Genomic DNA, 24,360 nt, shown 5'->3' with positions numbered 1-24,360 from the left:
GCAGAAACGAAAAAAGACGCCGAAGCGTCTATTCCTTAAATCCCAGGCAAAAAAAAGCCACTCTATTGAGTGGCTTTTTTTTGTGTTTGGAGCGGGAAACGAGACTCGAACTCGCGACCCCGACCTTGGCAAGGTCGTGCTCTACCAACTGAGCTATTCCCGCGTCTTGGTGATGCGCATTCTATAGAATCCTCATCACCCGTCAACCCCTTGATTCAAAAAAGTTTTATTTCTTTTCAACCTCGGTGCGCAGATGCGGCCAGGCGGCGCGCAAATATTGCAGCATGGACCACAAGGTCAGGCCCGCAGCGATCAGCAGCAAGGCATAGCCCAGCAATACCCAGAAGGAGAAATCCGACGGGTTGGCCAGCAGGATCACCAGGGCAAGCATCTGCGCCGCAGTTTTCCATTTGCCCATGTTGGACACGGCCACGTGGGCTCGGGCGCCGATTTCGGCCATCCACTCCCGCAGGGCGGAGACCACGATCTCGCGACCGATAATCACGGCCGCCGGCAACGTCAGCCACAGGTTGCCGTGTTCCTGCACCAGCAGCACCAGGGCGACCGCTACCATCAGTTTGTCGGCCACCGGGTCCAGGAACGCGCCAAACGGCGTGCTCTGTTCCAGGCGACGGGCCAGGTAACCGTCCAGCCAGTCGGTGGCGGCTGCGAAGGCAAACACCGAACTGGATGCCATGTAGCTCCATTCGTACGGCAGGTAAAACAGCAATATGAAAATCGGTATGAGCAGGACGCGTAGTACGGTGATCAGATTAGGGATATTCATCGGCACAACTGGCTACGAGGTGAGAAGGCATTCTACTCGCTGTGCAGATTTGCATAAATCAACTCTGCGAGCTTTTTACTGATACCGGGAGCTTTGGCTATTTCTTCGATGCTGGCACGGGACAGCTCCTGCAAGCCACCAAAATGTTTTAACAAGTCCCGCCGCCGTGTCGGCCCGACCCCTGCCACCCCTTCCAGGGTTGAGGTACGCCGGGTTTTGCCACGTCGGGCACGGTGGCCGGTGATGGCGAAACGGTGAGCTTCGTCGCGGATCTGCTGGATAAGGTGCAGCGCCGGGGAGTCGCCCTTCAAGGTGAACTCATGGGCTGCATCATTCAAGTACAAGGTTTCAAAACCGGCCTTGCGGGTGGCACCCTTGGCCACGCCGAGCAGGATCAGGTCGGGTACCGCCAGTTCGTTGAGTACGTCGCGGGCCATGGACAGCTGGCCCTTGCCACCATCCACCAAGAGGATGTCCGGCAGCTTGCCCTCGCCGTCCTTCAGTTTGCTGAAGCGGCGGGTCAGGGCCTGGTGCATGGCGGCATAGTCATCGCCCGGGGTGACGCCTTCGATGTTGTAGCGCCGGTAATCGGACTTGATCGGCCCTTCCGGCCCGAACACCACGCAGGAAGCCACGGTAGCCTCGCCGCTGGAGTGGCTGATGTCGTAGCACTCCAGGCGCTGGGGCGGCTCGTCGAGCTTGAGCACTTCGGCCAGGGCGTCAAATCGCGCGGCGACGTGCTGGCGGTTGGCCAGGCGTGCGCCCAGGGCCTGTTCGGCGTTGGTCACGGCCAACTGCTGCCAGCGCGCACGGGTGCCGCGCACGCGGTGGCTGATGTCCAGCTCGCGGCCACGCAGTTCGTGAATCGCTTCGATCAGCGCCGGGAAGTCCTCGTGCACCACGTTGACGATCAGTTCGCTCGGCAGGTCGCGCTCGGGGCTGCTGACGTAGTACTGGCCGAGGAACGCCGCCATGACTTCGGCGACCTCCTCTTCTATACCGGTCTGGGGGAAGAAGTTCTTGCTGCCCAGCACCCGGCCGCCGCGCACGCTGATCAGGTGCACACAGGCGCCGCCCGGGTTGACGAAGGCGGCGATGACGTCGACGTCACCGGTGCCGCCCTCCATGCTCTGCTGGTCCTGCACGCGGCGCAGCAGGGAGATCTGGTCGCGTAGCTCTGCGGCGCGCTCGAAATCCAGGGTGCTGGCCGCTTGCTCCATGGCGCCGGACAGCTCATCGGCCAGGGCATTGCTGCGGCCTTCGAGGAACATCACCGAGTGACGCACGTCCTCGGCATATTCCGCAGGCTCAACCAGGCCCACGCACGGCGCCTTGCAGCGCTTGATCTGGTACTGCAGGCACGGGCGGTTGCGGTTCTTGTAGAAACTGTCTTCGCACTGGCGCACGAAAAACGCCTTTTGCAGCAGGCTCAGGCTTTCGCGGATGGCGCCGGCGCTGGGGTAAGGCCCGAAGTACTTGCCCTTCTGCTTCTTGGCGCCGCGATGGATGCTCAGACGCGGAAAGTCGCCGTCCGAGAGAAACACGTACGGGTAGGACTTATCGTCACGCAGCAGGATGTTGTAGGGCGGCCGCCATTCCTTGATCAGCGTCTGCTCAAGCAGCAGCGCCTCGGTTTCATTGGCGGTGATGGTGGTTTCCACCTGGGCGATACGCGCCACCAGTGCCGCCGTCTTCGTTGCCAGGCCGGTCTTGCGGAAGTAACTCGCCAGGCGGCTTTTCAGGTTCTTGGCTTTACCGACGTAGAGCAGGCGCGCTTCGCTGTCGAACATGCGATACACGCCGGGACGGCCACTGCAGGTTGCAAGGAACGCACTCGGATCGAATTGGACCTTTATTTCAGGAGCTGTCATTTCAGGCGCTGGCATCTACCATGCCGTGGCGTACCGCCAGCAGGGTCAATTCAACATCACTGCTGATGGAAAGCTTTTCGAAAATCCGATAACGGTAGGTGTTCACGGTTTTCGGCGACAGGCACAGCTTGTCGGAAATCGACTGGACTTTCTGACAGCCGACAATCATCAGGGCGATCTGGATTTCCCGCTCCGACAGCGCATCGAACGGCGAGTCGCTGGTGGGCTGGAACGACTTGATCGCCAGCTGCTGGGCAATCTGCGGGCTGATGTAGCGTTGGCCGGCAAATACCAGGCGAATGGCCTGGACCATTTCCGCCAATCCCGCACCTTTTGTCAGATAGCCAGCCGCGCCCGCTTGTAGCAGCCGTGTAGGAAAAGGATCTTCCTCACACACGGTCACTACCACGACTTTGATATCCGGATGGCTGCGCAACAACTTTGTAGTGGCGCCAAGACCGCCGATCCCAGGCATCTTGACGTCCATCAAAACCACATCGGGCTTCAACTCCCGGGCCTTGATCAGGGATTCCTCCCCTGACTCGGCCTGGCCGACTACTTGCAGGCCATCGATGTCAGCCAGCATTCGTGTAATGCCTGTACGAACGAGATCATGGTCATCGACTACTAGCACCCTAATCAAGCAGACACCTCGCGATATGGTCTTATAGGTTGCTGAACACCTTAGCAAAAAACCACGGCGCAGACCTAGCTGCAAGCGTCATATATATAGAGTTTCAATGCACAACGGGCCGCCGCCGAATGGCGGACGGCTCAATTTCCTGGGTAAAAGGTCAGGAATCCGGGGCCGATGACCGGTTTTTTCCATTGGTGGTGAGTGAATGCTCGGCCAGGGTAGAAGTCAGGCGATGGATTGCGTCCTGGTCTTCCTTGAACATCGCACGGTAGTTCCCCAGCACTTTCTCCTCGACCTGGCTCAGGTTTTCAAGTTGGGTCGGCGTTGGATTGCCGGTCAACACGTACAGGATATCGACACCTCTTTCTGCCACGCGGGACAAGTAATCAGCCTTTGGCGCGCGTCCGCCATTTTCATATTTACCCTGTGCGTTCGCCTCTACACCTCCTATTTCACCAAAAGTTTTCTGCGACAGGCCAAGCCGCTCTCTTTCTTGCCTTAACCGGAAACCGATTCCACTCATTTGGATGTATGATCCTATTTGGCACACCCCTAGAGGTGACACACTCATCTCGTTTTACACAAACTTGAACGGTTTTGAACTATGCCCGGTATTCGCACTGCTGCACAAGCCAAGGCCTGGCTGGAACATCAAGGTAAGTCTGTTCAAGCGTTCGCCCGGGAACATGGCGTGGACCCGGCAACCACCTATCAAGTGCTCGCTGGGCGCAAAAAGGGACGGCGTGGAGAAGCCCACAAGGTGGCGGTCCTGTTGGGCATGAAGGACGGAATCATCCCGGTTGAGGGCGAAACCGTGAGACAAGAGCAGGAAGTCATTTCTTGAAGTGAGTATGCGCTTATTAAAACCAAGTGCCTGTTTTCCTCGAACTGGCAGTACTCGCACCCGATCACGGCCGGCAATTGCGCTCCATGCGCCAGAAGCAATCCTCCGCATCTACGATTTCCAGGCCCTTGCGTTGATACAGCCGTCGCGCCGGGTTGGTCTTGAAAACGGTCAACCGTAAAAGACCCAGCCCTTCCGCGCGCGCCTTGTACACCATCTGCTCGATAACCCAGCCGCCAGCCCCTTGATGACGAAACGCCTCAAGGATGTGCAATTCGCGGATATACAGTGCCTTGGGGTCACGACTGATGCTGATGAAACCCAGCACCTCGTTATCGCGACAGATCAGCCAGTTTTCTCGTCCGGCCCAGGCGGTATCGAAACCGGCATCGGACCACGACAAGTCGTATTGGCGATAATAATCACCCATGGCCTGGTGGGTCAGGGTCCGGGCGAAGGCCAGGTGTTGGCTGGTCGCGGCCTGCAGTTGAAACGCCATGTGCCTGAACTCCCTAGATTGCCACCTGTTCTCCCTGCCACTGGCCGCCGGTGTCGCGTCGTGCAATCACCAGCGTATCGCCTACACCCGGGCTAGCCGCGATCAAACCACCGTCGGCGCCCCAGATTGCGCTGCGCCCGGCGCAGGCCCAGCCACCGGATGGACCGCCGTGGTTGGCCATCAGCACCAGCATCCGGTGCTCGGCGGCATAGCCCTGTAGCAAGGCGGTGTCCGGCGCGTAGCCGCCTTCGCTGATCAGCACACCCGCAGCGTAGATGTTCGCCCCGTCCTCGGCAGCCTGTCGAGGGTGGCTGGCGTGGGAAAAATCCGCGCATACCGCCAGGGCGATCCGGTCGTCCCCCCATTCAAGGGCCGCCCCGCCCTGCCCCGCAGCAAACGCCACGTCTTCACCGGGATGCAGATGCTGCTTGGTATAGACCGCCACCGAGCCATCCGGCCCCAGCACCAGCGCACCGATCAACACCTCACTGGCGCCCCCCAGGCGAATCGGCATGCCCACCACCGCGGTAATGCGCAATTCACGGGCCATCTCCCGCAGCGGCGCCAGCGCTTCATCGCCGGGCGCGATCGCCAGCCCGGCGGCCAGTGACGGTTCATAGCCGGTCAGGGACAGTTCCGGAAACACCAGCAACTGCACGCCGTGCTCCGCCGCCACGCGCATGAAAGCCAAGTGACGCGCGATATTTCCGGGTACGTCGCCCGCAATGGAAATGGATTGGGCAGCAGCAATCGTCAAGGCAGTCATGGTCGCATCCAGGCAATCATCGTGAAGTCCGTGCAGCATATCGACACTTAGGTCATAGCCGTAAGTACCCACACTCAATAGAAATTACTGATTGAATCCACCCGCTCGCCTCAGTTAAGCTCCCCCCATCATTTGGAGACACACCATGTTGCAACTCACCCACATTCAGGTTTGCCCTGCTGCCAGCGTCCAGCGCTCGGTTGTGGCTGCCCGTGTGAGCGGTTTGAGCGCACTGGTCAGCTTTTATTTTGGGTATTGGTTTAGCCACTGGCGCGCCTGATACCTGAAATCGGCGCCCACTACTCAAGGGGTCGCCTACCAGAGAAATCTAACCCCCGGTCGGCTCCCCGACCGGGGGTTTTGTTTTTTAAGCCCTTATTATTTTTGCCACACACCGAACACTTAAAGGACTCACGACATGAACTACGCCACCTATTACCGCTACGACACCTCCACCGCCTGGCGATTTAGCAAGCTCCGTTCGGGACAGCCTGCCGCCTCCGATCGGTCACCTATTGGTGGCAAGCCAACACACGTAGCCAATACGGCCAATTGTCGAACACCCCAGTAGGGCAGAGCGTGCGGGAACAGCCCGCCGCTTGCCCAGGAAGCCCGAATATGAACGCCTCGATCGCCGCTCTGCCTGTTTCCACCCTGTCCTGCGCCAATGAAGCGCTGACCCAGCGTTTGCCCAGTGCCCTTGAGCTCAAGCACCAACTGCCCCTGAGCCCATTCCTCAATGAACAGATCCACGCCCATCGCCAAGCCGTGCGCGCCATTCTCCAGGGCGAAGACTCACGCCTGCTGGTGATCGTCGGCCCGTGCTCGATCCACGACCCGGAATCGGCCATGGAATACGCGCGCAACCTGAAAAAACTGGCCCATGAAGTCAGTGACCAGATGCTGCTGGTGATCCGCGCCTACGTCGAAAAACCCCGCACCACCATCGGTTGGAAAGGCCTGGCCTACGACCCACGCCTGGATGGCAGCGACGACATGGCCGCCGGCCTGACCCTGTCCCGGGAACTGATGCGGGAAATGCTGCGCCTGGGCCTGCCGGTCGCCACCGAGCTGCTGCAACCGATGGCTGCCGGCTACTTCGATGACCTGCTGAGCTGGGTCGCCATTGGCGCGCGCACCACCGAATCGCAGATTCATCGCGAAATGGCCAGCGGCCTCGGCATGCCCGTCGGCTTCAAGAACGGCACCGACGGCGGCGTGGCCATCGCCTGTGACGCCATGCGCTCCGCCGCTCACCCGCACCGTCACTTCGGTGTCGACAGCCAGGGCCATCCGGCGATCATCCAGACCCCGGGCAACCCCGACACTCACCTCGTGTTGCGCGGCGGCCATCGTGGGCCGAACTACGATCGCCAGAGCGTGGCCCAGGTTCACGCCGACCTTGCCAAGAGCAAAGTCGCGCCGCGGATCATGGTCGACTGCAGCCACGCCAACAGCGGCAAAGACCCGCTGCGCCAACCGGCGGTGTTCAACGACGTGCTGGAACAGCGCCTGCAGGGCGACACCTCGCTGATCGGCATGATGATCGAAAGCCACCTGTTTGAAGGCTGCCAACCATTGAGCCCGTCGATGAAATACGGCGTGTCGATCACCGATGGCTGCCTGGGCTGGGACGGCACGGAACAGCTGCTGCGCAGCGCTGCCGAGCGGTTGCGGGTACACAATCGCGCCTGACAATGAAGATCAAATGTGGGAGCGGGCTTGCTCGCGAATGCGGTGGTTCAGCCAGCACATGCATCAACTGGCGCGCCGCTTTCGCGAGCAAGCCCGCTCCCACACTGGATCTTCATTCACTTGACTAAAGTGGATAAAGAGCCTCATCAAACTGCGCCAACTTCGGAAACACCAACGGCTGGTCATCCGCCAGCCCTTCCAATCGCTGCTGGTAACTGTGCAGGAAAGTCTGCCGGGCCTCGGCGCTGATATACGGCACATGCCACGCCACAAACGGCTCCAGCACCTCAAACCCGACATACGCCAGCGTGCCACGCAGGATCGGCCGCAGCATGTCCTCCAACGGCCCGTGAATCGCACCCTCGCCAAACATATGCTCGCGCCCGCCGAGGGTCACCGTGACCAGCGCTTTCTTGCCGGCGAGCCCGCCCTGATCATAAAACCGCTTGCCGCCGTAGCACACGCCCGACACCAGCACCCGGTCAATCCAGCCCTTGAGCATCGCGGGCGCCGAGAACCAGAAGATCGGGAAATTGAGGATCAGCAGATCGGCCCACAGCAGCTTGTCCAACTCCTGCCGGATATCCGCCGCGATGGATTGGCTTTTCACCCCCAGGCGCTGCTCCAGGGCATACACCAGGTAGTCGGGGTTCTCCCGAGAGGTGAAGTCCGAGGCGCTGGCTACGGGATTCCAGTGCATCGCGTACAAATCACTGACCTGTACCTCATGCCCCTGCGCTTGCAGGGTAGCCGTGGCCTGGTCACGCAAGGCCGCGGTAAACGACTGCGGCTCGGGATGGGCGTGGACAATCAACACCTTCATAAAAACTCCTCAAGAAGTAAGCGCGGCCCGTTCGGCCAGCAAATGGTCGAGCCAGTCGGGGTCCATTTCCGGCTCCGATGAAAACAGCAGGCCGGTGTAGTCCTGATACGGCGGGGTGAAGATCGCGCTGCGGCTGCCCTGGTCCACCACCCTGCCCCGCTGCATCACCACCACTTCGTCGGCGATGGCGCGCACTGTGGCCACGTCGTGGGTGATAAACAGATAGGCCACGCCCAACTGCTGCTGGATACGGTTGAGCAGCTTCAGCACGCCTTCGGCTACCAATTGATCCAGGGCCGAGGTCACTTCATCGCAGATGATCAATTGCGGATCGGCCGCCAAAGCGCGGGCGATGCAAATCCGCTGCTTCTGGCCGCCGGACAGCTCACGGGGCTGACGCTCCATGAAGGTGGCCGGATCCAGCTCGATCATCTCCAGCAACTCGGCGACTCGGGCGCGCATGGCCTTGCCCTTGAGGCCGAGGTAGAAGGTCAGTGGCCGGCCAATGATGTCGACGATGCGCTGGCGCGGGTTCAGCGCGGTATCGGGGATCTGGTAAATCATCTGGATCCGTCGCAACTGCTCCTTGCTGCGCCGACGAAAGTCCGCCGGCAACGCTTCACCGTCATACAGCACCTGCCCCGCCGTAGCCGGCAGCAACCCGGTAATCAAGCGTGCGGTGGAGCTTTTGCCGCTGCCGGACTCACCGATCACCGCCAACGTCTGGCCGCGATGCAAGCTCATCGACACGTCATGCAGCACCGGCTGATGCCCGTAGCTGGCGCACACCTGACGCACTTCCAGCAACGGCATCTGCTGCTGGGGACAGGCCTTGGGTTCGGTGCGAAAGCTGCGCACCGCCCACAGGGATTTGGTGTAGTCCTGCTGCGGGGCGCTGAGCATGGTGCGGGTCTCGGCCTCCTCCACCAGCTTGCCGTGGCGCAGCACCATGATGCGGTCGGCCATCTGCGCGACCACCGCCAGGTCATGGCTGATATACAGCGCGGCACTGCCGAAGGTTTTCACCGCATCGCGAATCGCCGCCAGCACTTCGATCTGGGTGGTGACGTCGAGGGCGGTGGTGGGTTCGTCGAAGATGATCAGGTCCGGGTGACAGGCCATCGCCATGGCGGTCATCACCCGTTGCAGTTGCCCGCCGGAGACCTGATGCGGATAACGCTGGCCGATGGTTTCCGGATTGGGCAGGCGCAGCACGCGGTACAACTCCACCGCCTCGCGTTCAGCCTGGGCGCGGCTGATGCCACCGTTGATCACGGCGGTTTCCACATGCTGGTCAATCAGCCGGTGGGCCGGGTTGAACGACGCGGCAGCGGATTGCGCTACGTAGGCAATCCGCAGTCCTCGAAGCTTGCGCAAGGCTTCGGGTTTGGCCTGCAACAGTTGAATGCCGTCAAAGCACACCGAGCCACCGGTGATGCGACAACCGTCGCGGGCAAAGCCCATGGCCGCCAGGCCCAGGGTTGATTTACCCGCGCCAGACTCACCAATCAGCCCCAGTACCTCACCCCGTTGCAACGTCAGGTCGATACCCTTGATCAACGGATGCCAGGCGTCTTCGTAATGCCCTTCAATCTGCAGGTTGCGGATTTCCAGCAATGGCTTGTCCATCCTCAACACTCCTTCAGGCCGCTGGATTTATGCAGCATCCAGTCGACGACAAAATTCACGCTGACGGTGATCAACGCCACCGCCAGGGCCGGCAGCAACGGGCTGATGTCGCCGAAGGTAATCAGCACCGCATTGTCGCGGACCATGCTGCCCCAATCGGCGGTGGGCGGTTGAATGCCCAGGCCAAGGAACGACAGCGCGCTGATAAACAGGAACACGAAACAGAACCGCAGGCCGAACTCGGCAATCAATGGCGCGGCGGCATTGGGCAGCACTTCGCGGGTGACCAGCCACCACAGCCCTTCCCCACGCAGCCGGGCGGCTTCGACGAAGTCCTGCACCACCACGGTCATCGCCACGGCCCGGGACAGGCGAAACACCCGGGTCGAATCCAGCAGTGCAATCACCAGCACCAGCGAGGTGGCATTGGTGCCCACCACGCTGAGGATCAGCAAGGCGAAGATCAGTTGCGGGATCGCCATCAGGATATCCACCACCCGCGACAATCCCTGGTCGACCCAGCCGCCCTTGATCGCGGCTATCAAGCCGCTCAAACCGCCCAGCAAAAACGCCACCACCGTGGTCAAAAAAGCGATGCCCAGGGTGTTGCGCGCGCCATACACCAGGCGGCTGAACATGTCCCGCCCGAGGTTATCGGTGCCCAGCAGGAATTGGCCGCTCCAGGGCGCAAACCCGTCACCCACCACCTGGGTTTCCCCGTAAGGTGCGAGCACCGGCGCAAATAACGCCACCAGCACGTACAGCACGATGACCAGCAGGCCGAACTTCGCGCTCAATGGCGCCCGGGCCAGTTGTGTGAGAAGGCTCATGGTCTACCCCTTGGGATGCATCAGGCGTGGGTTGGTGGCGATGGACAGCACATCGGCGCCGGTATTGAGCAGGATGTAGGTGGCGGCAAAGATCAGGCTGCACGCCTGCACCACCGGGATATCGCGCTTGGACACCGAGTCCACCAGCAACTGGCCGAGGCCCGGGTAGACAAACACCACCTCCACCACCACTACGCCCACCACCAGGTACGCGAGGTTGAGCGCGATCACGTTGACGATGGGCGCCAGGGCATTGGGCAGTGCGTGGCGCCAGATAATCCGCGACTGGCTGATGCCCTTGAGCCGGGCCATTTCGATATACGGGCTGGCCAGCAGGTTGATCAGCGAGGCACGGGTCATGCGCATCATCTGCGCGATCACCACCAGGCTCAGGGTGGCCACCGGCAACACCGAACGTTCGAGAATGGTGGCGAATGAGGCATCCGGCGCCAGGTTGGACAGGCTGGGAAACCAGCCCAGCTTGACCGAAAACACCAGGATCAGCAGGTAGGCGACGAAGAACTCCGGGAACGACACCGCACTCAGGGCCGAGGTGTTGAGCAGGCGGTCGAACCAGCTGTTGCGGTACAGCGCGGCGAGCATCCCCAGCACCAGCGCCAGGGGCACCGAGACCAACGCCGCCAGTGCCGCCAGGCGCAAGGTGTTGCCCAGGCGAGCGCCGATCAGTTCGGCGATGGGCCGCTGGTTGGCCAGGGAAGCACCGAGGTCGCCGTGCAGGAGGCGCAGCAGCCATTGCACGAACCGGCTCAGGGGCGGCAGGTCCAGGCCCAGTTGGGCGCGAAAGGCGGCGACGGTTTCCGGCGTGGCGGACTGGCCGAGCATGGCCTGGGCGATATCACCGGGGAGCATGCCGACCGCCAGGAAGATGATCACCGAGACGGCGAACAACGACAGCAGGCCGAGGGCCAAGCGTTGGAGTACCAGTTTGAATAGGCTATTCATGTTCGGTTCTCATGAGTGGGGCATGTGCTCGAAGGCGACACAGGACCAATGTGGCAGCGGGCTTGCTCGCGAAAGCGGTGTGTCAGCCAATACAGATAGAGACTGACCCACCGCATTCGCGAGCAAGCCCGCTCCCACATTTGATTTGTGGCGTATCTGAAATCTTCACGCCTGCCACCACCGCTCGATCAGCCGCAACCCATCCAGTTCCCCATACGGCGCCGTCAGCGGTCCATGGCTGACGCGGTTCGAGCGGGCCGCCACGGAGCTGGCGAACAACGGCACAATCGCACCGCCGTCGTCCCGGCACAGGCTCTGCATTTCGTTGTACATCTCCTGGCGCAGCGGCGCGTTCATCTCGCCCCGCGCTGCGTTGAGCAACTGGTTGAAGCGGTCGTTATCCCAATGGGTTTCGTTCCACGCCGCGCCCTTGGCGTAGCCGATGCTGAACATGCGGTCGGCAGTCAGGCTGCTGTACCAGAACGAGGTGGTGAACGGCTGCTTCATCCAGATATTGGAGAAATAGCCATCCGCCGGCTCGCGCACCACGTCGATATCAATCCCGGCCTGGCGCGCCTGCTCCTTGAACAGCACCGAAGCATCCACCGCACCGGTGTAGGCGGCATCGGAAGCTTGCAGGCGCACCTTCAGCGACTCCACACCGGCCTTGCGCAGGTAGAATCGCGACTTGTCCGGGTCGTAGGTGCGCTGCTCCAGGGCGGCGTTGATGAAACGGCTGCCGGGCTGGATCGGATGGTCGTTGCCCACCAGGCCATAGCCATGCAGCACCGAGGCCAGCAGGGTTTCGCGGTTGATCGCATGCTTCATCGCCATGCGGATGTCGTTGTTCTTGAACTCGTTGCTGTCGCACAACATCGGGAAGGTGTAGTGCTGGGCGCCCTTGGTTTCTTCGATGACCAGCGTGGGATTGCGCTTGAGCAGGGCTACGGTTTTCAGGTCGACCTTGTTGATCACGTCGACTTGCCCGGTGACCAGTGCATTGACCCGCGCTGCGCCGTCGGCAATCGCCAACAGCTCGGCGCTGGCGAAGTGTGCCCTGCCCGGCTTCCAGTAATCCGGGTTGCGCTCCAGGTCCATGCGTACGCCCGGCTCGAAGCTTTTCAGGCGATAACCGCTGGTGCCGATCCCGGCCTGCCAGTCGGCGGCGCCGTCCTTGGCGGGCATGATCACCAGGTGGTAATCGGCGACCACATAGGCGAAATCGGCATTGCCCGAGTGCAATTCGAACACCACCGCATCGCTGCCCTTGGCGCTGACACTGGCCACATCGCCGATCACCGTCTTGGCCGCCGAGGTGGAGTTGGCTGACAGGTGATGGTTGATCGAGGCCACCACGTCGTCAGCGGTCAGGCTTTTGCCGTTATGGAAGGTCACGCCCTGGCGCAGCTTGAAGGTCCAGGTGCGCGCGTCGGGCGTCGACTCGAAGCTTTCGGCCAATTCGGGGATGGCGCTGCCGTCCACCGCGATTTCCGTGAGGGTGTTGTACACCGCCGAAAAGCCGACGAAGGTGAAGGTGTCGACCCAGGATCCCGGGTCGCGGGAGTCGGTGGTGCTGCCGCCGGCCAGGCCCATGCGCAGCACGCCGCCCGGCTTGGGCGTGGCCTCCTCGGCAAAGGCCTGCAGCGGCAGGCCCATGGAAAACGCGGCGGCCACGGCACCGGCTACGGCGCTGTGCTTGAGGAAGTCCCGCCGGTGCATCGCTTGAGTCATTTTGTTGTTGTTTTCGCTCATGGTGTTGCTCCTCTAAAGGTTCACACAGGCATGCTTCAACTCGATCAAGGTCACGCCGTTGCGCTTGAAACCGTTACGCAAATCCGTCTGCAGCTCATCCAGGTTCTGTGGCTCGCTGACCGTGCAGCCGAACGCCCGCGCCAGGGCGGCAAAGTCCGGGTTGCGCGGCAGTACGCCGATGGGTTCGATGTCCAGGTTCAGCATGTCGTCGCGAATCTGCCCCAGGGCGTCGTTGTTCCAGAGCAACACCACCAGCGGGCTGTCCAGTTCTTCCACGGCCGTGGCCAGTTCCTGGGCGGTGTAGAGAAAGCCCCCGTCGCCCACCAGCACCAGGCCGGGCCGTTGCGGTGCGCCGAACTTGGCGCCGATACCGGCCGGCAGGCCATAGCCCAGGGTGCCGTAGCCGGTGGGATGCAGCCAACTGCGGGTGGCGTTGCTGGGAAAGGCGTAGTTGCCGGTGTAAGCCAGTTGGGTCATGTCGCTGCTGATGAAGGCATTGGCGGGCAACTCGGCGGCCACGCGGTCGAGAATCGCCTGGTGAATGCGTTGCAACGGACCATGGCCGCTGCTGACTGCCTGGCGTAACGTCGCGACCGCAGCGGTGGCGGCATCCGCGTTGCGCGGCGTGGCTGGCAAGCGTTCCAGCAAAGCCAGCGTCGTTTGCTGGGCATCACCGCGCAACGCGACGGCGCAAGGATAGAAATCGTTGAACTTGCGCGGGTCGATATCCACCCGCAGCAGCTCGCCATTAATCGGCAGGCGTTCACGCCAGAAGTCGGTATCGGCCATTTCGGTGCCGATGGCCAACACCACATCCGCCTCGGCGATGAGCTGCCAGCCGGGCTCGACACACAGGGTCGAACCGGCATTCAGCGGATGCTCCACCGGCAACAATCCCTTGCCGGCGACACTGCTGAAAAACGGCGCCGCCAACTGCGTACTCAAGCGCTTCAAGGCATCGGCCGCCAACAGCGCACCGCCACCGGCAATGATCATCGGGCGCTTGGCCGCGGCCAGTTTTGCCACTGCCTGATCAAGACTTTCAGCCGATGGCAAGCCACGCCCGGGACGGCGCACCACCTCATTGCTCCAGTCCCGTTTGATCGGCGCCGACAGTACATCCAGCGGCACCGAAATATGCACCGGGCGCGGTCGCTCACTGTCGAACACCGCGTAGGCCCGCGCGATCAACTCCGGCAAATCCTCGGCACTCAACGCTACTGCCGAAAACGCAGTGATGGGCGCGGTCATCGCCCGCTGGTCCTGGGTTTCATGCAGGCAGCCCCAGCCTTTGCCGAGGCTGGCGGTGTGGTTGACGCTGGAAATCACCAGCAGCGGAATCGAGTCGGCATACGCCTGGCCGATCGCCGTCGCGGCGTTGGTCACCCCCGGCCCGGTGATGATGAAACACACCCCCGGCTTACCGCTGACCCGCGCATAACCGTCGGCCATAAAGCCGGCGCCCTGCTCGTGGCGGGTCAGCACATGCCGAATACCGCTGCCCGGCAAGCCGCGATACAGCTCCAGCGTGTGCACGCCGGGAATCCCGAACACCGTGTCGACACCATAGTTGGCCAGCAATCGCACCAGGGCCTGGCCGCCCGTCAAGGTTTTGCTTTGCATTGTCATCTCCTTCACGCCTGGGCGAGACGGATCAATGCATCGACCGCCGTGGCGCCCCGGGCATTGACCAGCAATGGGTTTACATCGAGTTCCAGCAACTGCCCGGCGTTGGCGCAGGCATAGTCGGCCACCGCACGAATCGCCGCCACCAGGGCTTCCATGTCGGCCACTTCGCGTCCGCGAAAGCCTTGCAGCAATGCGGCGCTGCGCAGGCTGAGCAAGGCGTTGCGGATTGCGTCGTCGGTGGTCGGCAACAGCAGGCTGCGGCTGTCCTTGAGCAACTCCACAAGGATTCCACCAGCGCCGATCACCAGCGCCAGGCCGAAGTCGTTTTCGCGCTTGATGCCCACAATCAGCTCGGCCAGCGGCGGCGTAGCCATGGACTCCAGCAGCAGCTGATCGAACGGCACATCCGGCGCATAAGCGGCGATTTGCTCGCGCATATGAGCCAGGGCAGCAGTCAAGGCGAAGCCGTCCTGCAGGTTGAGCGCCACGGCGCCGGCTTCGGTTTTATGCGGCAAGTCGGCACTGACGGCCTTGAGTACCAGCGGGTAACCCAGCACTTTGGCATCGGCTATGGCCCGCTCGGGAGTGCTCAAGACACCGGCTGGCGTGGTCAGGCCGAAAGCCCGTAAAGCCTGCTTGGAATCCCACTCATCAAGCGACTGTCCGTGTTGCTCAAGCGCTTGCGGGCACAGCGGCACCAGTATCGACTCACCCCGCGCCAACAACGCCCGGCGATTGTTTTGATAGTCGGCAATCCGGCCCCAGGCCGCCAGCGCATCTTCCACGCCTTGCAACGCGGCAACGCCCTGGGCATGCAGACGCTCGCGAGCGTGGGCCGGGAGCAATTCGGGAAATGCAGAGGTGACAAAGCCAGTCTTGCCGTGGCGAGTCAGCGCACTGCAAAACAGCTCCAGCAGCAGGTCGCACTCCTTGCGCTCACCGGTAAATTCCGCCGGGTAGTCGAGCACCAGCATTGCCGCATCCGCTTCGGTGCGCAGTGCCGTGTCGAGCATCGTATTAAGCGCGTCGCTGTTGCCCCAGATGGCCGTGGTGAAATCCAGCGGGTTGACCAGATTGGCGTAGCTGGGCAGCACCTGCGCCAACTCTTCACGCTGGCCTTCGTCGAGCTTCGGCAGGCTCAAATCGTTGCGCTCGGCGTAGTCGGCAATCAACCCGGCATCACCACCGGAACAGGCCAGGGCGATCAGGCTGTTGCCCGCCGGCAGATTACCGCAGGCCGCCGCTTTCAGGGTCTCGACAAAACTCACCGGCCCGCTGACCCGGATCACACCCAGGCGCGCGAACAGACTGTCGTACAGCGCATCGGAACCCGACAACGAACTGGTATGACTCAAAGCCAACTCGGCGCCGATCTGTGACACCCCGGTTTTCAGGGCGATGATCGGAATGCCTTTTTCCAGGGCCTTGTGGGCCGCACGGGCGAACCCCGGCACATTCTTCAAGCCTTCCAGGTGCAAGCCAATCGCTGTAACGCGCGGCTCGTCGAGCAGCACGTCCATCAACTCGGCAACCCCCAACTGCGCCTGGTTGCCCACCGATGCCATATAGGCCACCGGCAGCGAACGGTCGCTCATGGACAGGTTGTAGGCAAAGTTGCCGCTCTGGGTCAGCACCGCAACGCCCTTCTCGACCGGCTTGCCGCCATGGGCCACCGGCCACAACGCCGAGCTGTGCAGGTAATCCAGCAGGCCATAGCAATTGGGGCCCAGCAGTGCCATCTCGCCAGCGGCCTTGAGCAGTTGTTGCTGCAAGGCCTGGCCCTCGGCGCCGGTTTCGGCAAACCCGGAGGCGTAGCAGATGGCGCCACCGGTGCCAATGGCCGCCAGTTCGGCGACACAGGTCAGGGTCAGCTCGCGATTGGTAGCGATAAACACCGCATCCGGACCGCACGGCAAATCGGCCACGCGACGCACGCAGGGAACGCCATCGAGGCTGTCATGTTGCGGGTTGACCAGCCACATCTGGCCGGCAAAACCACCCTCGGCGCAGCGCTTGAGGGCACGGGCCATGCTGCGCCCACCGACAAACGCCAGGTGACGGGGCGCCAGCAGGCGCTTGAGATTGTCGCGAATAGCCTGGGACATAAGCGTTCTCCGACCCGATCAACGCAACAGTGGCCGCAACAGTTCGCGGGCAATAATGTGGCGCTGGATTTCCGAAGTGCCTTCCCAGATCCGCTCGATCCGCGCGTTGCGCCAGATGCGCTCCACCGGGCCTTCGTCCATCAAACCCATGCCGCCATAGATCTGCACTGCTTCATCGGCAACCTTGCCCAGTACTTCGCTGGCAAACAACTTGGCCATGCCGGCCTCGCCGTCGGTCATGGTGCCCTGGTCCATTTTCCAGGCGGTGTTCAGGGTCAGCAGTTCGGCCGCACGGATTTGCGTGGCCATGTCGGCGAGCTTGAACGAGATGCCTTGGTAGGTGCCGATGGGCTGGCCGAACTGCTTGCGGTCGGCCGCCCATTGCAGGGAAACGTCCAGCGCACGCTGGGCCTGGCCGACGCAGTTGGCAGCCACCATCACCCGGCCTGCGGTCAGCCAGGCATTGGCGACTTCCCAACCTTTGCCAACTTCGCCGAGGACTTTGGAGGCTGGTACGCGGCAGTCGTCGAAGAACATTTCATAAGTGTGGTAGCCGCGGTTGCTGACGCACTTGGGGCCCCGGCGAATGGTCATGCCCGGCGTGCCACGGTCCACCAGGAACGAGGTCACGGCATTGCGTTGGCGACCGTTGTGTTCGTAGGTGTCGGTAACGGCAAACACGATGGCGAAATCCGCGTGGCCGGCGTGGCTGATGAAGTGCTTGCTGCCGTTGAGCACAAAGTCATTACCGCTGCGCACGGCGCGGGTCTTGATCGCATTGGCGTCGGAACCGGCACCCGGTTCGGTCAGGGCAAAGCAGTCGATCTTCTTGCCCTGCACGCACGGCAACAGGTACTCGCCAATCTGCGCGCCGGTGCAGGCCATGAGGATTTTCGACGGCCGGGCGACAAACACATGCAGCGCCCAGGAGACTTTCGACAACTCACGCTCGATCAACGCCTGTGACAGGTAATCCAGGCCGCCACCGCCGACGTCTTCCGGCATGTTGAAGGCATAGAAACCGGCAGCGATGGCCTTGTCACGAATCTGCGCGGCAAGCTCCGGCGAAACTTCATCGGCGCGGTCCACCGCCTCCTCGTGGGGCAACAACTCCTTGGCAACAAAACTGCGTACCGCGTCCACCAACATGTCTTGTTCTTGGCTGGGCTGGAAATTCATGGCGCTACCTGTCGATCGTTCGAGGGTGTTTTGAAGGGGAATCAGTTGCCGGAGAAGTTCGGTGGGCGCTTTTCCATCGAGGCGCGCAGGGCTTCAGCACCGTCGGCGCTGCGTCCACACAGCAGGCCGGCGGCGAGTTCCGCCTGGAGCTGCTCGGGCAGGCTGCGCCCGGCGCCTTCGCGGATGAGGGTTTTGGTCTGGGCAAACGCAAAGGTCGGGCCGTTGGCCAGGCGCGTGGCCAGCTCGGCGACGTGGGTATGCAGTTGCTCGTCGGCAACGACTTCGCCCACCAGCCCGGCGGCCAGGGCGCGGTCGGCGCTCCACAATTCATCGAGGAACAGCAGGCGCTTGGCTTGCTCGCTGCCGATCAGGCGCGGCAGATGCCAGCTGGCGCCGGCGTCCGGCGAGTAGGCCATGCTGGTGTAGCCGGCCTTGAAGCGTGCCGATTGCGCGGCGACGCGCAGGTCGCAGCACAGGGTGAGGTCCATGCCGGCACCGACCGCCGTGCCGTTGATGGCGGCGAGGGTAGGTTTGTCGAGGGTGTGCAGGCGGGTCATCAGGGCGTGGGCGGTTTCGGTCCAGCCGTAGGTTTCGAGGGCGCCACGGGCTTCGGCATCGGCCCATTCGGCAAGGTCGGCACCGGCGCAGAAGCTGCGACCGCTGCCGGTCAGTACCACCACGCGCACAGCCGGGTCGCGGTTGAAACCGTCCAGCAAGGCATGCAGGTGCTTGAGGGTCGGGATGTCCAGGGCATTGCGCTGGGGGCCGCGATTGAGGGTGATCCAGGCAACGCCTGCCTGCACCTGAGTGAGCACGGACGGATCTGTAGTCATGGAATCCTCGAATTATTTTAATTGGCTTGAGGGGTGCGACATGGGGCGATACTAAACGAGTGTTCAGTAAGGAGGCAATCGGGTAACTGCAAATATTTTTCGAGGGGAAAATGCCGGCCCGGACATTGCGTCCAGGCGGCGCGGAATCGTCAGTTCAGGGTGTGATCTGGAAGCGCTTGCGCCCGCCCGACTGCAAGCCATCGACCCAGGCTTCGCAGATCTGGATGCCCTGCTCCGGGGTGAAGGTGCCGGGATTGAGCCCCGATTCCAGCCACAAGCCGTCGAGCAAGGCGCTCAAGGCGATGGCCGCCAAATCGGCATCGAACTGCTTCCAGCCCTCCTCCCCGGCCATGTCCACCAAGGCCGAACGCATGATGGTGCGGTACTCGCCATAGGAGTGTTCGTGGGCCTGGTTGATCGCCGGGGCCGTCTTGACCGCCCCCCAGAACACCAGCCAGGCATCCAGCAGTTGCGGGTCGAGCAATTCGGGGGAGAACGAGCCGCGAAAGAACGCCGACAGCCGCTCCCGCGGGCTGGGCGGCGCCTTGGCCATCGCATCCCGCAGCAAGTCCATGACCTGCCGGGTGATTGACCGATAGGCCTCGGCCACTAGCTCATCCTTGCCCGAGTAGTGATGACTGATCAGCCCCACCGACACCCCGGCCTCGGCGCTGATCTTGCGGATCGACGCGCCCTGGAAGCCGTCGCGCTTGAGGCAGGCCAACGTCGCCTGCACCAGATTGGCCTTGCGCAACTCCGGTTCCATGCGGGAGAAACGGGATTCCTGGGTCATGAGGCGGTGTCCTTGGGTTGAGTCGGCTGGACGACTCTACCTCACTCCCGGAACCCCGGCGACACCCGATCCAGTAACCGCAGCAATGCCGCCCATGCCAGTTGCATGGCGTCCGGGTCTGCCAGTTCGCCCTCTTCCAGTGGCCGGCCTGGCTCATTGAACTGCCGCTCGGTGTACTCACACACGTGCGCAGGCGGCAGGATCAGCTTGCCGCACGCCTGGGCGGCGATCTGGATATCGCAGGCCTTCTCCAGGTAATACATGCGCAGGAACGCCTGGCTGACCGTCTCCCCTACCGTCAACAAACCATGGTTGCGCAGCATCAACACCGGCTTGTCGCCGAGGTCGCGCACCAGTCGCTGTTGCTCGTCCATGTCCAGCGCCACGCCTTCGTAGTCGTGGTAGGCGACCTTGCCGTAGAACTCCATGGAAATCTGGTTCACCGGCAACAGCCCGCATTCCAGGGCCGCCACCGCACAGCCGGCGCGGGTATGGGTGTGCAGCACGCACTGCGCATCTTCGCGGGCGCCGTGAATCGCGCTGTGAATCACAAACCCCGCCGGGTTGACACCATGGGCCGAAGCCTCGACCGCACGTCCGTCCAGGCCGATCTTCACCAGGCTGGAGGCGGTGATCTCCTCGAACATCAGCCCATAGGGGTTGATCAAAAAGTGATGCTCGGGCCCCGGGATACGCACCGAGATATGGGTGAAAATCAAATCGCTCATGCGAAAGTGCGCGATCAGCCGGTAGCAGGCGGCAAGCTCTTCGCGCAGCTGTCGTTCGGTGGCCCCAGGCATTTTTATTCTCCAGGCGGGTGGGTGATGTGGTTGACGCTAATCCAGTCGCCAGTAAAAAAACAAGTTGATTTTTTACTGAGGCTGACCTCCTATAGAAAAATAATAACAACAGCGCCTGGAGTATCCGCACCATGTCGCCCCATGCCTTTCCGCATCTTTTTGAACCGTTGGTACTGCGTGGCAAACGCCTGAAAAATCGCATCATGTCCAGCGGGCACGACACCTCGATGCCCACCGACAACCAGGTCAACGAGCAGTTGATCGCCTACCACCGGGCACGCGCCGAAGGCGGCGTGGGGTTGATTGTGTTGCAGGTGGCCGGGGTGCACGACAGCGCCCGCTACACCTCCCATGTGCTGATGGCCACCGATGACAGCTGCATCGACGGCTATCGCCGACTGGCCGAAACCTGCCACGCCCACGGCACCGTGGTGCTGTCGCAGATTTTCCATCCAGGGCGGGAAATCATGGAGTCGGCCGACGGTTTGCTGGCGGTGGCTTACTCGGCTTCCGGGGTGCCCAACGAACGCTTCCGGGTGATGCCGCGCGCCCTTGACCAGACAATGATCGACGAGATCGTCGCCGGCTACGGCGCTGCGGCAAGGCGCCTGTATCAGGCCGGGATTGACGGTGTGGAAGTGGTCGCCAGCCATGGTTACCTGCCCGCGCAATTTCTCAACCCGCGGGTGAATCGCCGCACCGACGGCTACAACGGCGAGCTGGAACAACGCCTGCGTTTCCTGCGGGAAATCATCGCCACGGTGCGTGCCGAAACCGACGAGCACTTCATCATCGGGCTGCGCATTTCTGCCGATGAACGCGACCCCGAAGGCCTGACCGAAGAGGATTCCCTGGCCGCCGTGCAACAGCTGCAATCACACCTGGATTATGTGCACATCGTTGCCGGCACCTCGGCCTCCCTCGGCGGCGCGATCCATATCGTGCCGCCCATGGCCATTGCCCCGGCGTACCTGGCGACAGAAGCGGCGACGTTCAAGACGCACCTGTCGATTCCGCTGTTCGTTACCGGGCGCATCAACCAGCCCCAGGAGGCCGAATTGATGCTGCAACGCGGCCAGGCCGATGTGTGCGGCATGACCCGCGCGCTGATCTGCGACCCGCGCATGCCGGTCAAGACCTCAAGCGGCCATGCCGAGGATGTACGCGCCTGCATCGCCTGCAATCAGGCGTGCATCGGCCACTTCCACAAAGGCCTGCCGATCTCCTGCATCCAGCATCCCGAGACCGGCCGCGAATTGCAGTTTGGCCAACTGCAACCGGCACTGCGACGCCAGCGGATCATGGTCGCCGGTGGCGGCCCGGCAGGGATGAAAGCGGCAGCGGTGGCGGCGCAGCGCGGACATGAGGTGACCTTGTATGAAGCCAGTGCCCAATTGGGCGGCCAGGTGCTTCTGGCGCAGTTACTGCCCCGACGCAGCGAGTTCGGCGGCGCCAGTACCAACCTGCAGCGCGAGATGGAACTGGCCGGGGTCCGCGTGGTGCGCAACACCCGCGTCGACCGCCCATTGGTGGAACGCGAACAACCTGACAGGGTGATCATCGCCACCGGCGCCGAGCCCTACTGGCCGGCCTTCGAACGCGGCGGCGAGCTACAGGTGGTGGATGCCTGGCAAGTGCTGCGCGATGAGGTGCAACTGGGCCGTTCGGTGGTCGTGGTGGACTGGCGTTGCGACTGGATCGGCCCGGGCATTGCCGAGCGCCTCACCCGCGCCGGCCATCAGGTGCAACTGGCGGTGAACGGCACCCATTGCGGGGAAAACCTGCCGTTGTACGTGCGTGACCAACTGGCCGGCGAACTGCATCGGCTGGGCATTCCGATCATCCCTTACGCCCGTTTGTACGGCTGCGACGACACTACCGTCTACCTGCAACACACCGCCAGCGGCGAGCCGATGCTGCTGGAAAATATCGACACCCTGGTGTTGTGCCAGGGCCACCAGCCGGTGGACACTCTGGGCGCAGAACTGGAAGGCCTGGTGGCGTTCACGCGGATCGGCGATTGCCTGGCGCCGCGTACCGCCGAAGAGGCGATTTATGAAGGATTGAAAGTAGCGTGGGACATTTGAACGACCAACCGCCACAGCTGTTTCTCGGCACCCGCATCCGCGGCTTGCGCAAGGCCCGGGGCATGACGCTTACCGAATTGGCGCAGATGAGCGAATTGACGGCCGGCTATATCAGCCAACTGGAACGCAACCTCGCCTACCCGTCGATCCCGGCCCTGTTCAACATCGCCCGCAGCCTGGGGGTGACGATCCAGTGGTTTTTTGCCAGCGAGACCACGCCGGCAGCGGAGGATGAAGGTTTTGTGGTGCGCAGGAACAATCGCCAGAGCATTCACTATGAGGACGGGATCGTCGACCAGTTGCTGACGCCCCTGCCCAATCATCAATTGGAGATGCTGCACTCGCGCTTTCCACCGGGCACCTATAGCCAGCAGAGCTATAGCCATGAGGGTGAAGAGGCGGGTTATGTGTTGAGCGGAACGTTTGAGTTATGGGTGGGCGAGCGGCATTTTCAGCTGGTTGAAGGCGACAGTTTCAGCTTCCCCAGCAGTGAGCCCCATCGGTATGGCAACCCCGGAAAGGTGGATGCGGTGGTGATCTGGGTAATTACGCCGCCGACGTTTTAGACCGTTGGAGTGAATGGAGACCTTTCCTACGGGAACTGGCGACGCTGGCACGCCGGCCATCAATGGCGGGGGTCAAGGCCGCTTGCTATAAAAACGACTACATCTTTTCGAGGTCGTCGCCATGTTTGGATTGTATTCGTTGTTTGCCGGTAAGCCGACTCAGGATGACTTGGATACGGTGGAAGCCATCAAGTCAAAAAGAACCATGAGGATTGAGGGAGAATGGGGTATTTCAGTCTCCGCCGAAGAAGTCATGGAATCCGAGGCCTACAAGGAAGCAATTCGCCAAGTCCGCAAAATGGAGGCCAATGATTCATGGGCCTGCTGATCATTTTCCCGTTACTGGTCAGCGGTTATCTGGTGTGTATCAAGCATCCCTATTACTACTGCCGGCTGCATCGTTTTGAAGGGCAGTTACTCTATCTACAGGTTGCGCGACTGGGGCTGGTTTGCCTGGTCGTCGCTAGCCTGGCAAGTGCCTTGACTCTGGCATTTGCAGGTCGTGAGGTTGCAACAGACTACGGCAGCTATCTTGGCGCCCTGTTGGTAGAGCTCGATATTGCCAACAAAAAGAATGCCGCACTTTGGGTTTTTTGGCTGCAGACCGGTTTGACCACCCTGGTCATTCCTTCTCTCTGGGCGAGACTGTATGTCAACGCGAAGAAAAAACAGCTGAAGTTGAAATCCGATGAACAACTCAACTGCCGGCTCGCCTTGAACATCCTTGAAGGCACGCCTTTCAAATACCTGCTCAAAGAATCCATCCAGAAGTACACGCCTTGCATGTTCAGCTTGAACGATCGAAAGGTGTATGTCGGCATTGTCGTATTCGTGGGCATGCCCACCGAGTCAGAAGGAATGGACCACACCTTCACTCTTCTGCCCCTGCTCAGCGGCTACCGTGACAAGGACACACTGGAAGTCAACCTGGGCACGCGTTATTCAGACAACAGCCACCCTGCCCCCATCATGCTCATCCAGGAAAACGTAGTCTCCGTCACTCGCTTCGACTTCACCACCTGGAACACTTCACACGCTCGAACGAACCACCCACCTCGACAGGAGCCGTTCTTCAATCACCGCTCCATCCGTACGACAAAAGCCTCAAGCGCCTGCGCCTGAGGTTTTGAAATAATCCAGGGGCTGCGCCTCGGGGTTCAGTGCACACAAAAACGCAACACTGAACTGCATCGATTGTGATGGCCGCGTCACACCGGGGTTTATATAGTCGTTCCTACTGCAACCCGCCATGAGCCAGCCGGCCCATCACAA

At 61.8% G+C, this 24,360-nt stretch carries 23 protein-coding genes and 1 tRNA gene; 6 read left to right on the top strand and 18 right to left on the bottom strand.

Going from position 1 to position 24,360, the window contains the following annotated elements; all coding sequences use genetic code 11:
* Positions 1-87: 87 nt before the first annotated feature.
* From JV201_RS11310 to JV201_RS11290, 5 genes are all read right to left on the bottom strand, one after another.
* Positions 88-163, bottom strand: a tRNA-Gly gene (locus JV201_RS11310).
* A 63-nt stretch (positions 164-226) separates the two neighbouring features.
* Entirely contained in the window at positions 227-787 is a 561-nt protein-coding gene (gene pgsA, locus JV201_RS11305; protein WP_003208929.1) for a CDP-diacylglycerol--glycerol-3-phosphate 3-phosphatidyltransferase, read from the bottom strand.
* A gap of 32 nt (positions 788-819) precedes the next feature.
* Positions 820-2,658, bottom strand: coding sequence for an excinuclease ABC subunit UvrC (uvrC, locus tag JV201_RS11300; protein ID WP_218173688.1), 1,839 nt, complete (start codon positions 2,656-2,658; stop codon positions 820-822).
* Between the two features lies 1 nt (position 2,659).
* Positions 2,660-3,301, bottom strand: a complete 642-nt coding sequence (gene uvrY / locus JV201_RS11295; RefSeq protein WP_008436066.1) for a UvrY/SirA/GacA family response regulator transcription factor — start codon at positions 3,299-3,301, stop codon at positions 2,660-2,662.
* 151 nt (positions 3,302-3,452) lie between these two features.
* On the bottom strand, positions 3,453-3,818 hold the full coding sequence (locus tag JV201_RS11290) for a helix-turn-helix domain-containing protein (RefSeq protein WP_032899473.1): 366 nt from the start codon (positions 3,816-3,818) through the stop codon (positions 3,453-3,455).
* A gap of 81 nt (positions 3,819-3,899) precedes the next feature.
* Here JV201_RS11290 and JV201_RS11285 point away from each other — a divergent pair, with 81 nt between their 5' ends.
* A complete protein-coding gene (locus tag JV201_RS11285; protein ID WP_008436063.1) occupies positions 3,900-4,139 on the top strand; it encodes a DNA-binding protein in 240 nt (79 codons plus the stop codon).
* A 64-nt stretch (positions 4,140-4,203) separates the two neighbouring features.
* On the opposite strand, the gene JV201_RS11280 is transcribed toward JV201_RS11285, so the two are convergent.
* Both JV201_RS11280 and JV201_RS11275 read right to left on the bottom strand, forming a co-directional pair.
* Positions 4,204-4,638 (bottom strand): GNAT family N-acetyltransferase, encoded by a 435-nt coding sequence (locus JV201_RS11280; RefSeq protein WP_219406914.1) that lies wholly within the window; start codon positions 4,636-4,638, stop codon positions 4,204-4,206.
* Positions 4,639-4,651: 13 nt separating this feature from the next.
* A complete protein-coding gene (locus JV201_RS11275) occupies positions 4,652-5,404 on the bottom strand; it encodes a carbon-nitrogen hydrolase family protein (RefSeq protein ID WP_177054170.1) in 753 nt (250 codons plus the stop codon).
* 618 nt (positions 5,405-6,022) lie between these two features.
* Here JV201_RS11275 and JV201_RS11270 point away from each other — a divergent pair.
* Entirely contained in the window at positions 6,023-7,099 is a 1,077-nt protein-coding gene (locus tag JV201_RS11270; RefSeq protein ID WP_008436060.1) for a 3-deoxy-7-phosphoheptulonate synthase, read from the top strand.
* Positions 7,100-7,223: 124 nt separating this feature from the next.
* Here the strand turns inward: JV201_RS11270 and JV201_RS11265 are convergent, their stop codons facing one another.
* The 11 genes from JV201_RS11265 to JV201_RS11215 all read right to left on the bottom strand — a co-directional run bounded on the left by JV201_RS11265 (position 7,224) and on the right by JV201_RS11215 (position 20,435).
* Positions 7,224-7,922, bottom strand: coding sequence for an NAD(P)H-dependent oxidoreductase (locus JV201_RS11265; protein WP_003208945.1), 699 nt, complete (start codon positions 7,920-7,922; stop codon positions 7,224-7,226).
* A gap of 9 nt (positions 7,923-7,931) precedes the next feature.
* Entirely contained in the window at positions 7,932-9,551 is a 1,620-nt protein-coding gene (locus JV201_RS11260) for an ABC transporter ATP-binding protein (protein WP_219406913.1), read from the bottom strand.
* A 2-nt stretch (positions 9,552-9,553) separates the two neighbouring features.
* Positions 9,554-10,381: an ABC transporter permease gene (locus JV201_RS11255; RefSeq protein WP_178965274.1), complete on the bottom strand. Its 828-nt coding sequence runs from the start codon at positions 10,379-10,381 to the stop codon at positions 9,554-9,556.
* 3 nt (positions 10,382-10,384) lie between these two features.
* Entirely contained in the window at positions 10,385-11,344 is a 960-nt protein-coding gene (locus tag JV201_RS11250) for an ABC transporter permease (RefSeq protein WP_003208950.1), read from the bottom strand.
* A 165-nt stretch (positions 11,345-11,509) separates the two neighbouring features.
* Positions 11,510-13,096: an ABC transporter substrate-binding protein gene (locus JV201_RS11245; RefSeq protein ID WP_003208952.1), complete on the bottom strand. Its 1,587-nt coding sequence runs from the start codon at positions 13,094-13,096 to the stop codon at positions 11,510-11,512.
* Between the two features lie 12 nt (positions 13,097-13,108).
* Complete coding sequence (locus JV201_RS11240; RefSeq protein WP_219406912.1) at positions 13,109-14,719, bottom strand: 5-guanidino-2-oxopentanoate decarboxylase; 1,611 nt, start codon at positions 14,717-14,719, stop codon at positions 13,109-13,111.
* A gap of 11 nt (positions 14,720-14,730) precedes the next feature.
* On the bottom strand, positions 14,731-16,830 hold the full coding sequence (locus JV201_RS11235) for an acetate--CoA ligase family protein (RefSeq protein ID WP_134326240.1): 2,100 nt from the start codon (positions 16,828-16,830) through the stop codon (positions 14,731-14,733).
* Positions 16,831-16,848: 18 nt separating this feature from the next.
* Positions 16,849-18,009, bottom strand: coding sequence for an acyl-CoA dehydrogenase family protein (locus JV201_RS11230; protein ID WP_219406911.1), 1,161 nt, complete (start codon positions 18,007-18,009; stop codon positions 16,849-16,851).
* Positions 18,010-18,050: 41 nt separating this feature from the next.
* Positions 18,051-18,842: an enoyl-CoA hydratase/isomerase family protein gene (locus JV201_RS11225; RefSeq protein ID WP_023658721.1), complete on the bottom strand. Its 792-nt coding sequence runs from the start codon at positions 18,840-18,842 to the stop codon at positions 18,051-18,053.
* A gap of 154 nt (positions 18,843-18,996) precedes the next feature.
* Positions 18,997-19,635, bottom strand: coding sequence for a TetR family transcriptional regulator C-terminal domain-containing protein (locus tag JV201_RS11220; RefSeq protein ID WP_219406910.1), 639 nt, complete (start codon positions 19,633-19,635; stop codon positions 18,997-18,999).
* Positions 19,636-19,676: 41 nt separating this feature from the next.
* Positions 19,677-20,435 carry a class II aldolase/adducin family protein gene (locus JV201_RS11215; RefSeq protein WP_177022036.1) on the bottom strand — a complete coding sequence of 253 codons (759 nt, stop codon included), beginning with the start codon at positions 20,433-20,435 and terminating at the stop codon, positions 19,677-19,679.
* 131 nt (positions 20,436-20,566) lie between these two features.
* On the opposite strand from JV201_RS11215, the gene JV201_RS11210 reads away from it, so the two are divergent.
* The 4 genes from JV201_RS11210 to JV201_RS11195 all read left to right on the top strand — a co-directional run bounded on the left by JV201_RS11210 (position 20,567) and on the right by JV201_RS11195 (position 24,210).
* On the top strand, positions 20,567-22,522 hold the full coding sequence (locus JV201_RS11210; protein WP_219406909.1) for an FAD-dependent oxidoreductase: 1,956 nt from the start codon (positions 20,567-20,569) through the stop codon (positions 22,520-22,522).
* Positions 22,510-23,088 (top strand): helix-turn-helix domain-containing protein, encoded by a 579-nt coding sequence (locus JV201_RS11205; protein ID WP_238544244.1) that lies wholly within the window; start codon positions 22,510-22,512, stop codon positions 23,086-23,088. The genes JV201_RS11210 and JV201_RS11205 overlap by 13 nt, the downstream gene beginning before the upstream one ends.
* A 121-nt stretch (positions 23,089-23,209) precedes the next feature.
* A complete protein-coding gene (locus JV201_RS11200) occupies positions 23,210-23,416 on the top strand; it encodes a hypothetical protein (protein ID WP_063028939.1) in 207 nt (68 codons plus the stop codon).
* Positions 23,404-24,210 carry a hypothetical protein gene (locus JV201_RS11195; RefSeq protein WP_134326237.1) on the top strand — a complete coding sequence of 269 codons (807 nt, stop codon included), beginning with the start codon at positions 23,404-23,406 and terminating at the stop codon, positions 24,208-24,210. Before JV201_RS11200 ends, JV201_RS11195 begins: the two co-directional genes overlap by 13 nt.
* Positions 24,211-24,360: the final 150 nt, after the last annotated feature.

Origin of the sequence: Pseudomonas sp. Colony2, assembly GCF_019382755.1 — a bacterium.
Lineage (GTDB): Bacteria > Pseudomonadota > Gammaproteobacteria > Pseudomonadales > Pseudomonadaceae > Aquipseudomonas.
This window is presented reverse-complemented; position numbering and strand designations above follow the sequence as displayed.

Excerpts from the sequence above, each read along its gene's own strand:
- pgsA (WP_003208929.1), bottom strand. The coding sequence starts at position 787 with ATGAATATCCCTAATCTGATCACCGTACTACGCGTCCTGCTCATACCG.
- uvrC (WP_218173688.1), bottom strand. The coding sequence starts at position 2,658 with ATGACAGCTCCTGAAATAAAGGTCCAATTCGATCCGAGTGCGTTCCTT.
- JV201_RS11290 (WP_032899473.1), bottom strand. The coding sequence starts at position 3,818 with ATGAGTGGAATCGGTTTCCGGTTAAGGCAAGAAAGAGAGCGGCTTGGC.
- JV201_RS11285 (WP_008436063.1), top strand. The coding sequence starts at position 3,900 with ATGCCCGGTATTCGCACTGCTGCACAAGCCAAGGCCTGGCTGGAACAT.
- JV201_RS11280 (WP_219406914.1), bottom strand. The coding sequence starts at position 4,638 with ATGGCGTTTCAACTGCAGGCCGCGACCAGCCAACACCTGGCCTTCGCC.
- JV201_RS11275 (WP_177054170.1), bottom strand. The coding sequence starts at position 5,404 with ATGACTGCCTTGACGATTGCTGCTGCCCAATCCATTTCCATTGCGGGC.
- JV201_RS11270 (WP_008436060.1), top strand. The coding sequence starts at position 6,023 with ATGAACGCCTCGATCGCCGCTCTGCCTGTTTCCACCCTGTCCTGCGCC.
- JV201_RS11265 (WP_003208945.1), bottom strand. The coding sequence starts at position 7,922 with ATGAAGGTGTTGATTGTCCACGCCCATCCCGAGCCGCAGTCGTTTACC.
- JV201_RS11260 (WP_219406913.1), bottom strand. The coding sequence starts at position 9,551 with ATGGACAAGCCATTGCTGGAAATCCGCAACCTGCAGATTGAAGGGCAT.
- JV201_RS11255 (WP_178965274.1), bottom strand. The coding sequence starts at position 10,381 with ATGAGCCTTCTCACACAACTGGCCCGGGCGCCATTGAGCGCGAAGTTC.
- JV201_RS11250 (WP_003208950.1), bottom strand. The coding sequence starts at position 11,344 with ATGAATAGCCTATTCAAACTGGTACTCCAACGCTTGGCCCTCGGCCTG.
- JV201_RS11245 (WP_003208952.1), bottom strand. The coding sequence starts at position 13,096 with ATGAGCGAAAACAACAACAAAATGACTCAAGCGATGCACCGGCGGGAC.
- JV201_RS11240 (WP_219406912.1), bottom strand. The coding sequence starts at position 14,719 with ATGCAAAGCAAAACCTTGACGGGCGGCCAGGCCCTGGTGCGATTGCTG.
- JV201_RS11235 (WP_134326240.1), bottom strand. The coding sequence starts at position 16,830 with ATGTCCCAGGCTATTCGCGACAATCTCAAGCGCCTGCTGGCGCCCCGT.
- JV201_RS11230 (WP_219406911.1), bottom strand. The coding sequence starts at position 18,009 with ATGAATTTCCAGCCCAGCCAAGAACAAGACATGTTGGTGGACGCGGTA.
- JV201_RS11225 (WP_023658721.1), bottom strand. The coding sequence starts at position 18,842 with ATGACTACAGATCCGTCCGTGCTCACTCAGGTGCAGGCAGGCGTTGCC.
- JV201_RS11220 (WP_219406910.1), bottom strand. The coding sequence starts at position 19,635 with ATGACCCAGGAATCCCGTTTCTCCCGCATGGAACCGGAGTTGCGCAAG.
- JV201_RS11215 (WP_177022036.1), bottom strand. The coding sequence starts at position 20,435 with ATGCCTGGGGCCACCGAACGACAGCTGCGCGAAGAGCTTGCCGCCTGC.
- JV201_RS11210 (WP_219406909.1), top strand. The coding sequence starts at position 20,567 with ATGTCGCCCCATGCCTTTCCGCATCTTTTTGAACCGTTGGTACTGCGT.
- JV201_RS11200 (WP_063028939.1), top strand. The coding sequence starts at position 23,210 with ATGTTTGGATTGTATTCGTTGTTTGCCGGTAAGCCGACTCAGGATGAC.
- JV201_RS11195 (WP_134326237.1), top strand. The coding sequence starts at position 23,404 with ATGGGCCTGCTGATCATTTTCCCGTTACTGGTCAGCGGTTATCTGGTG.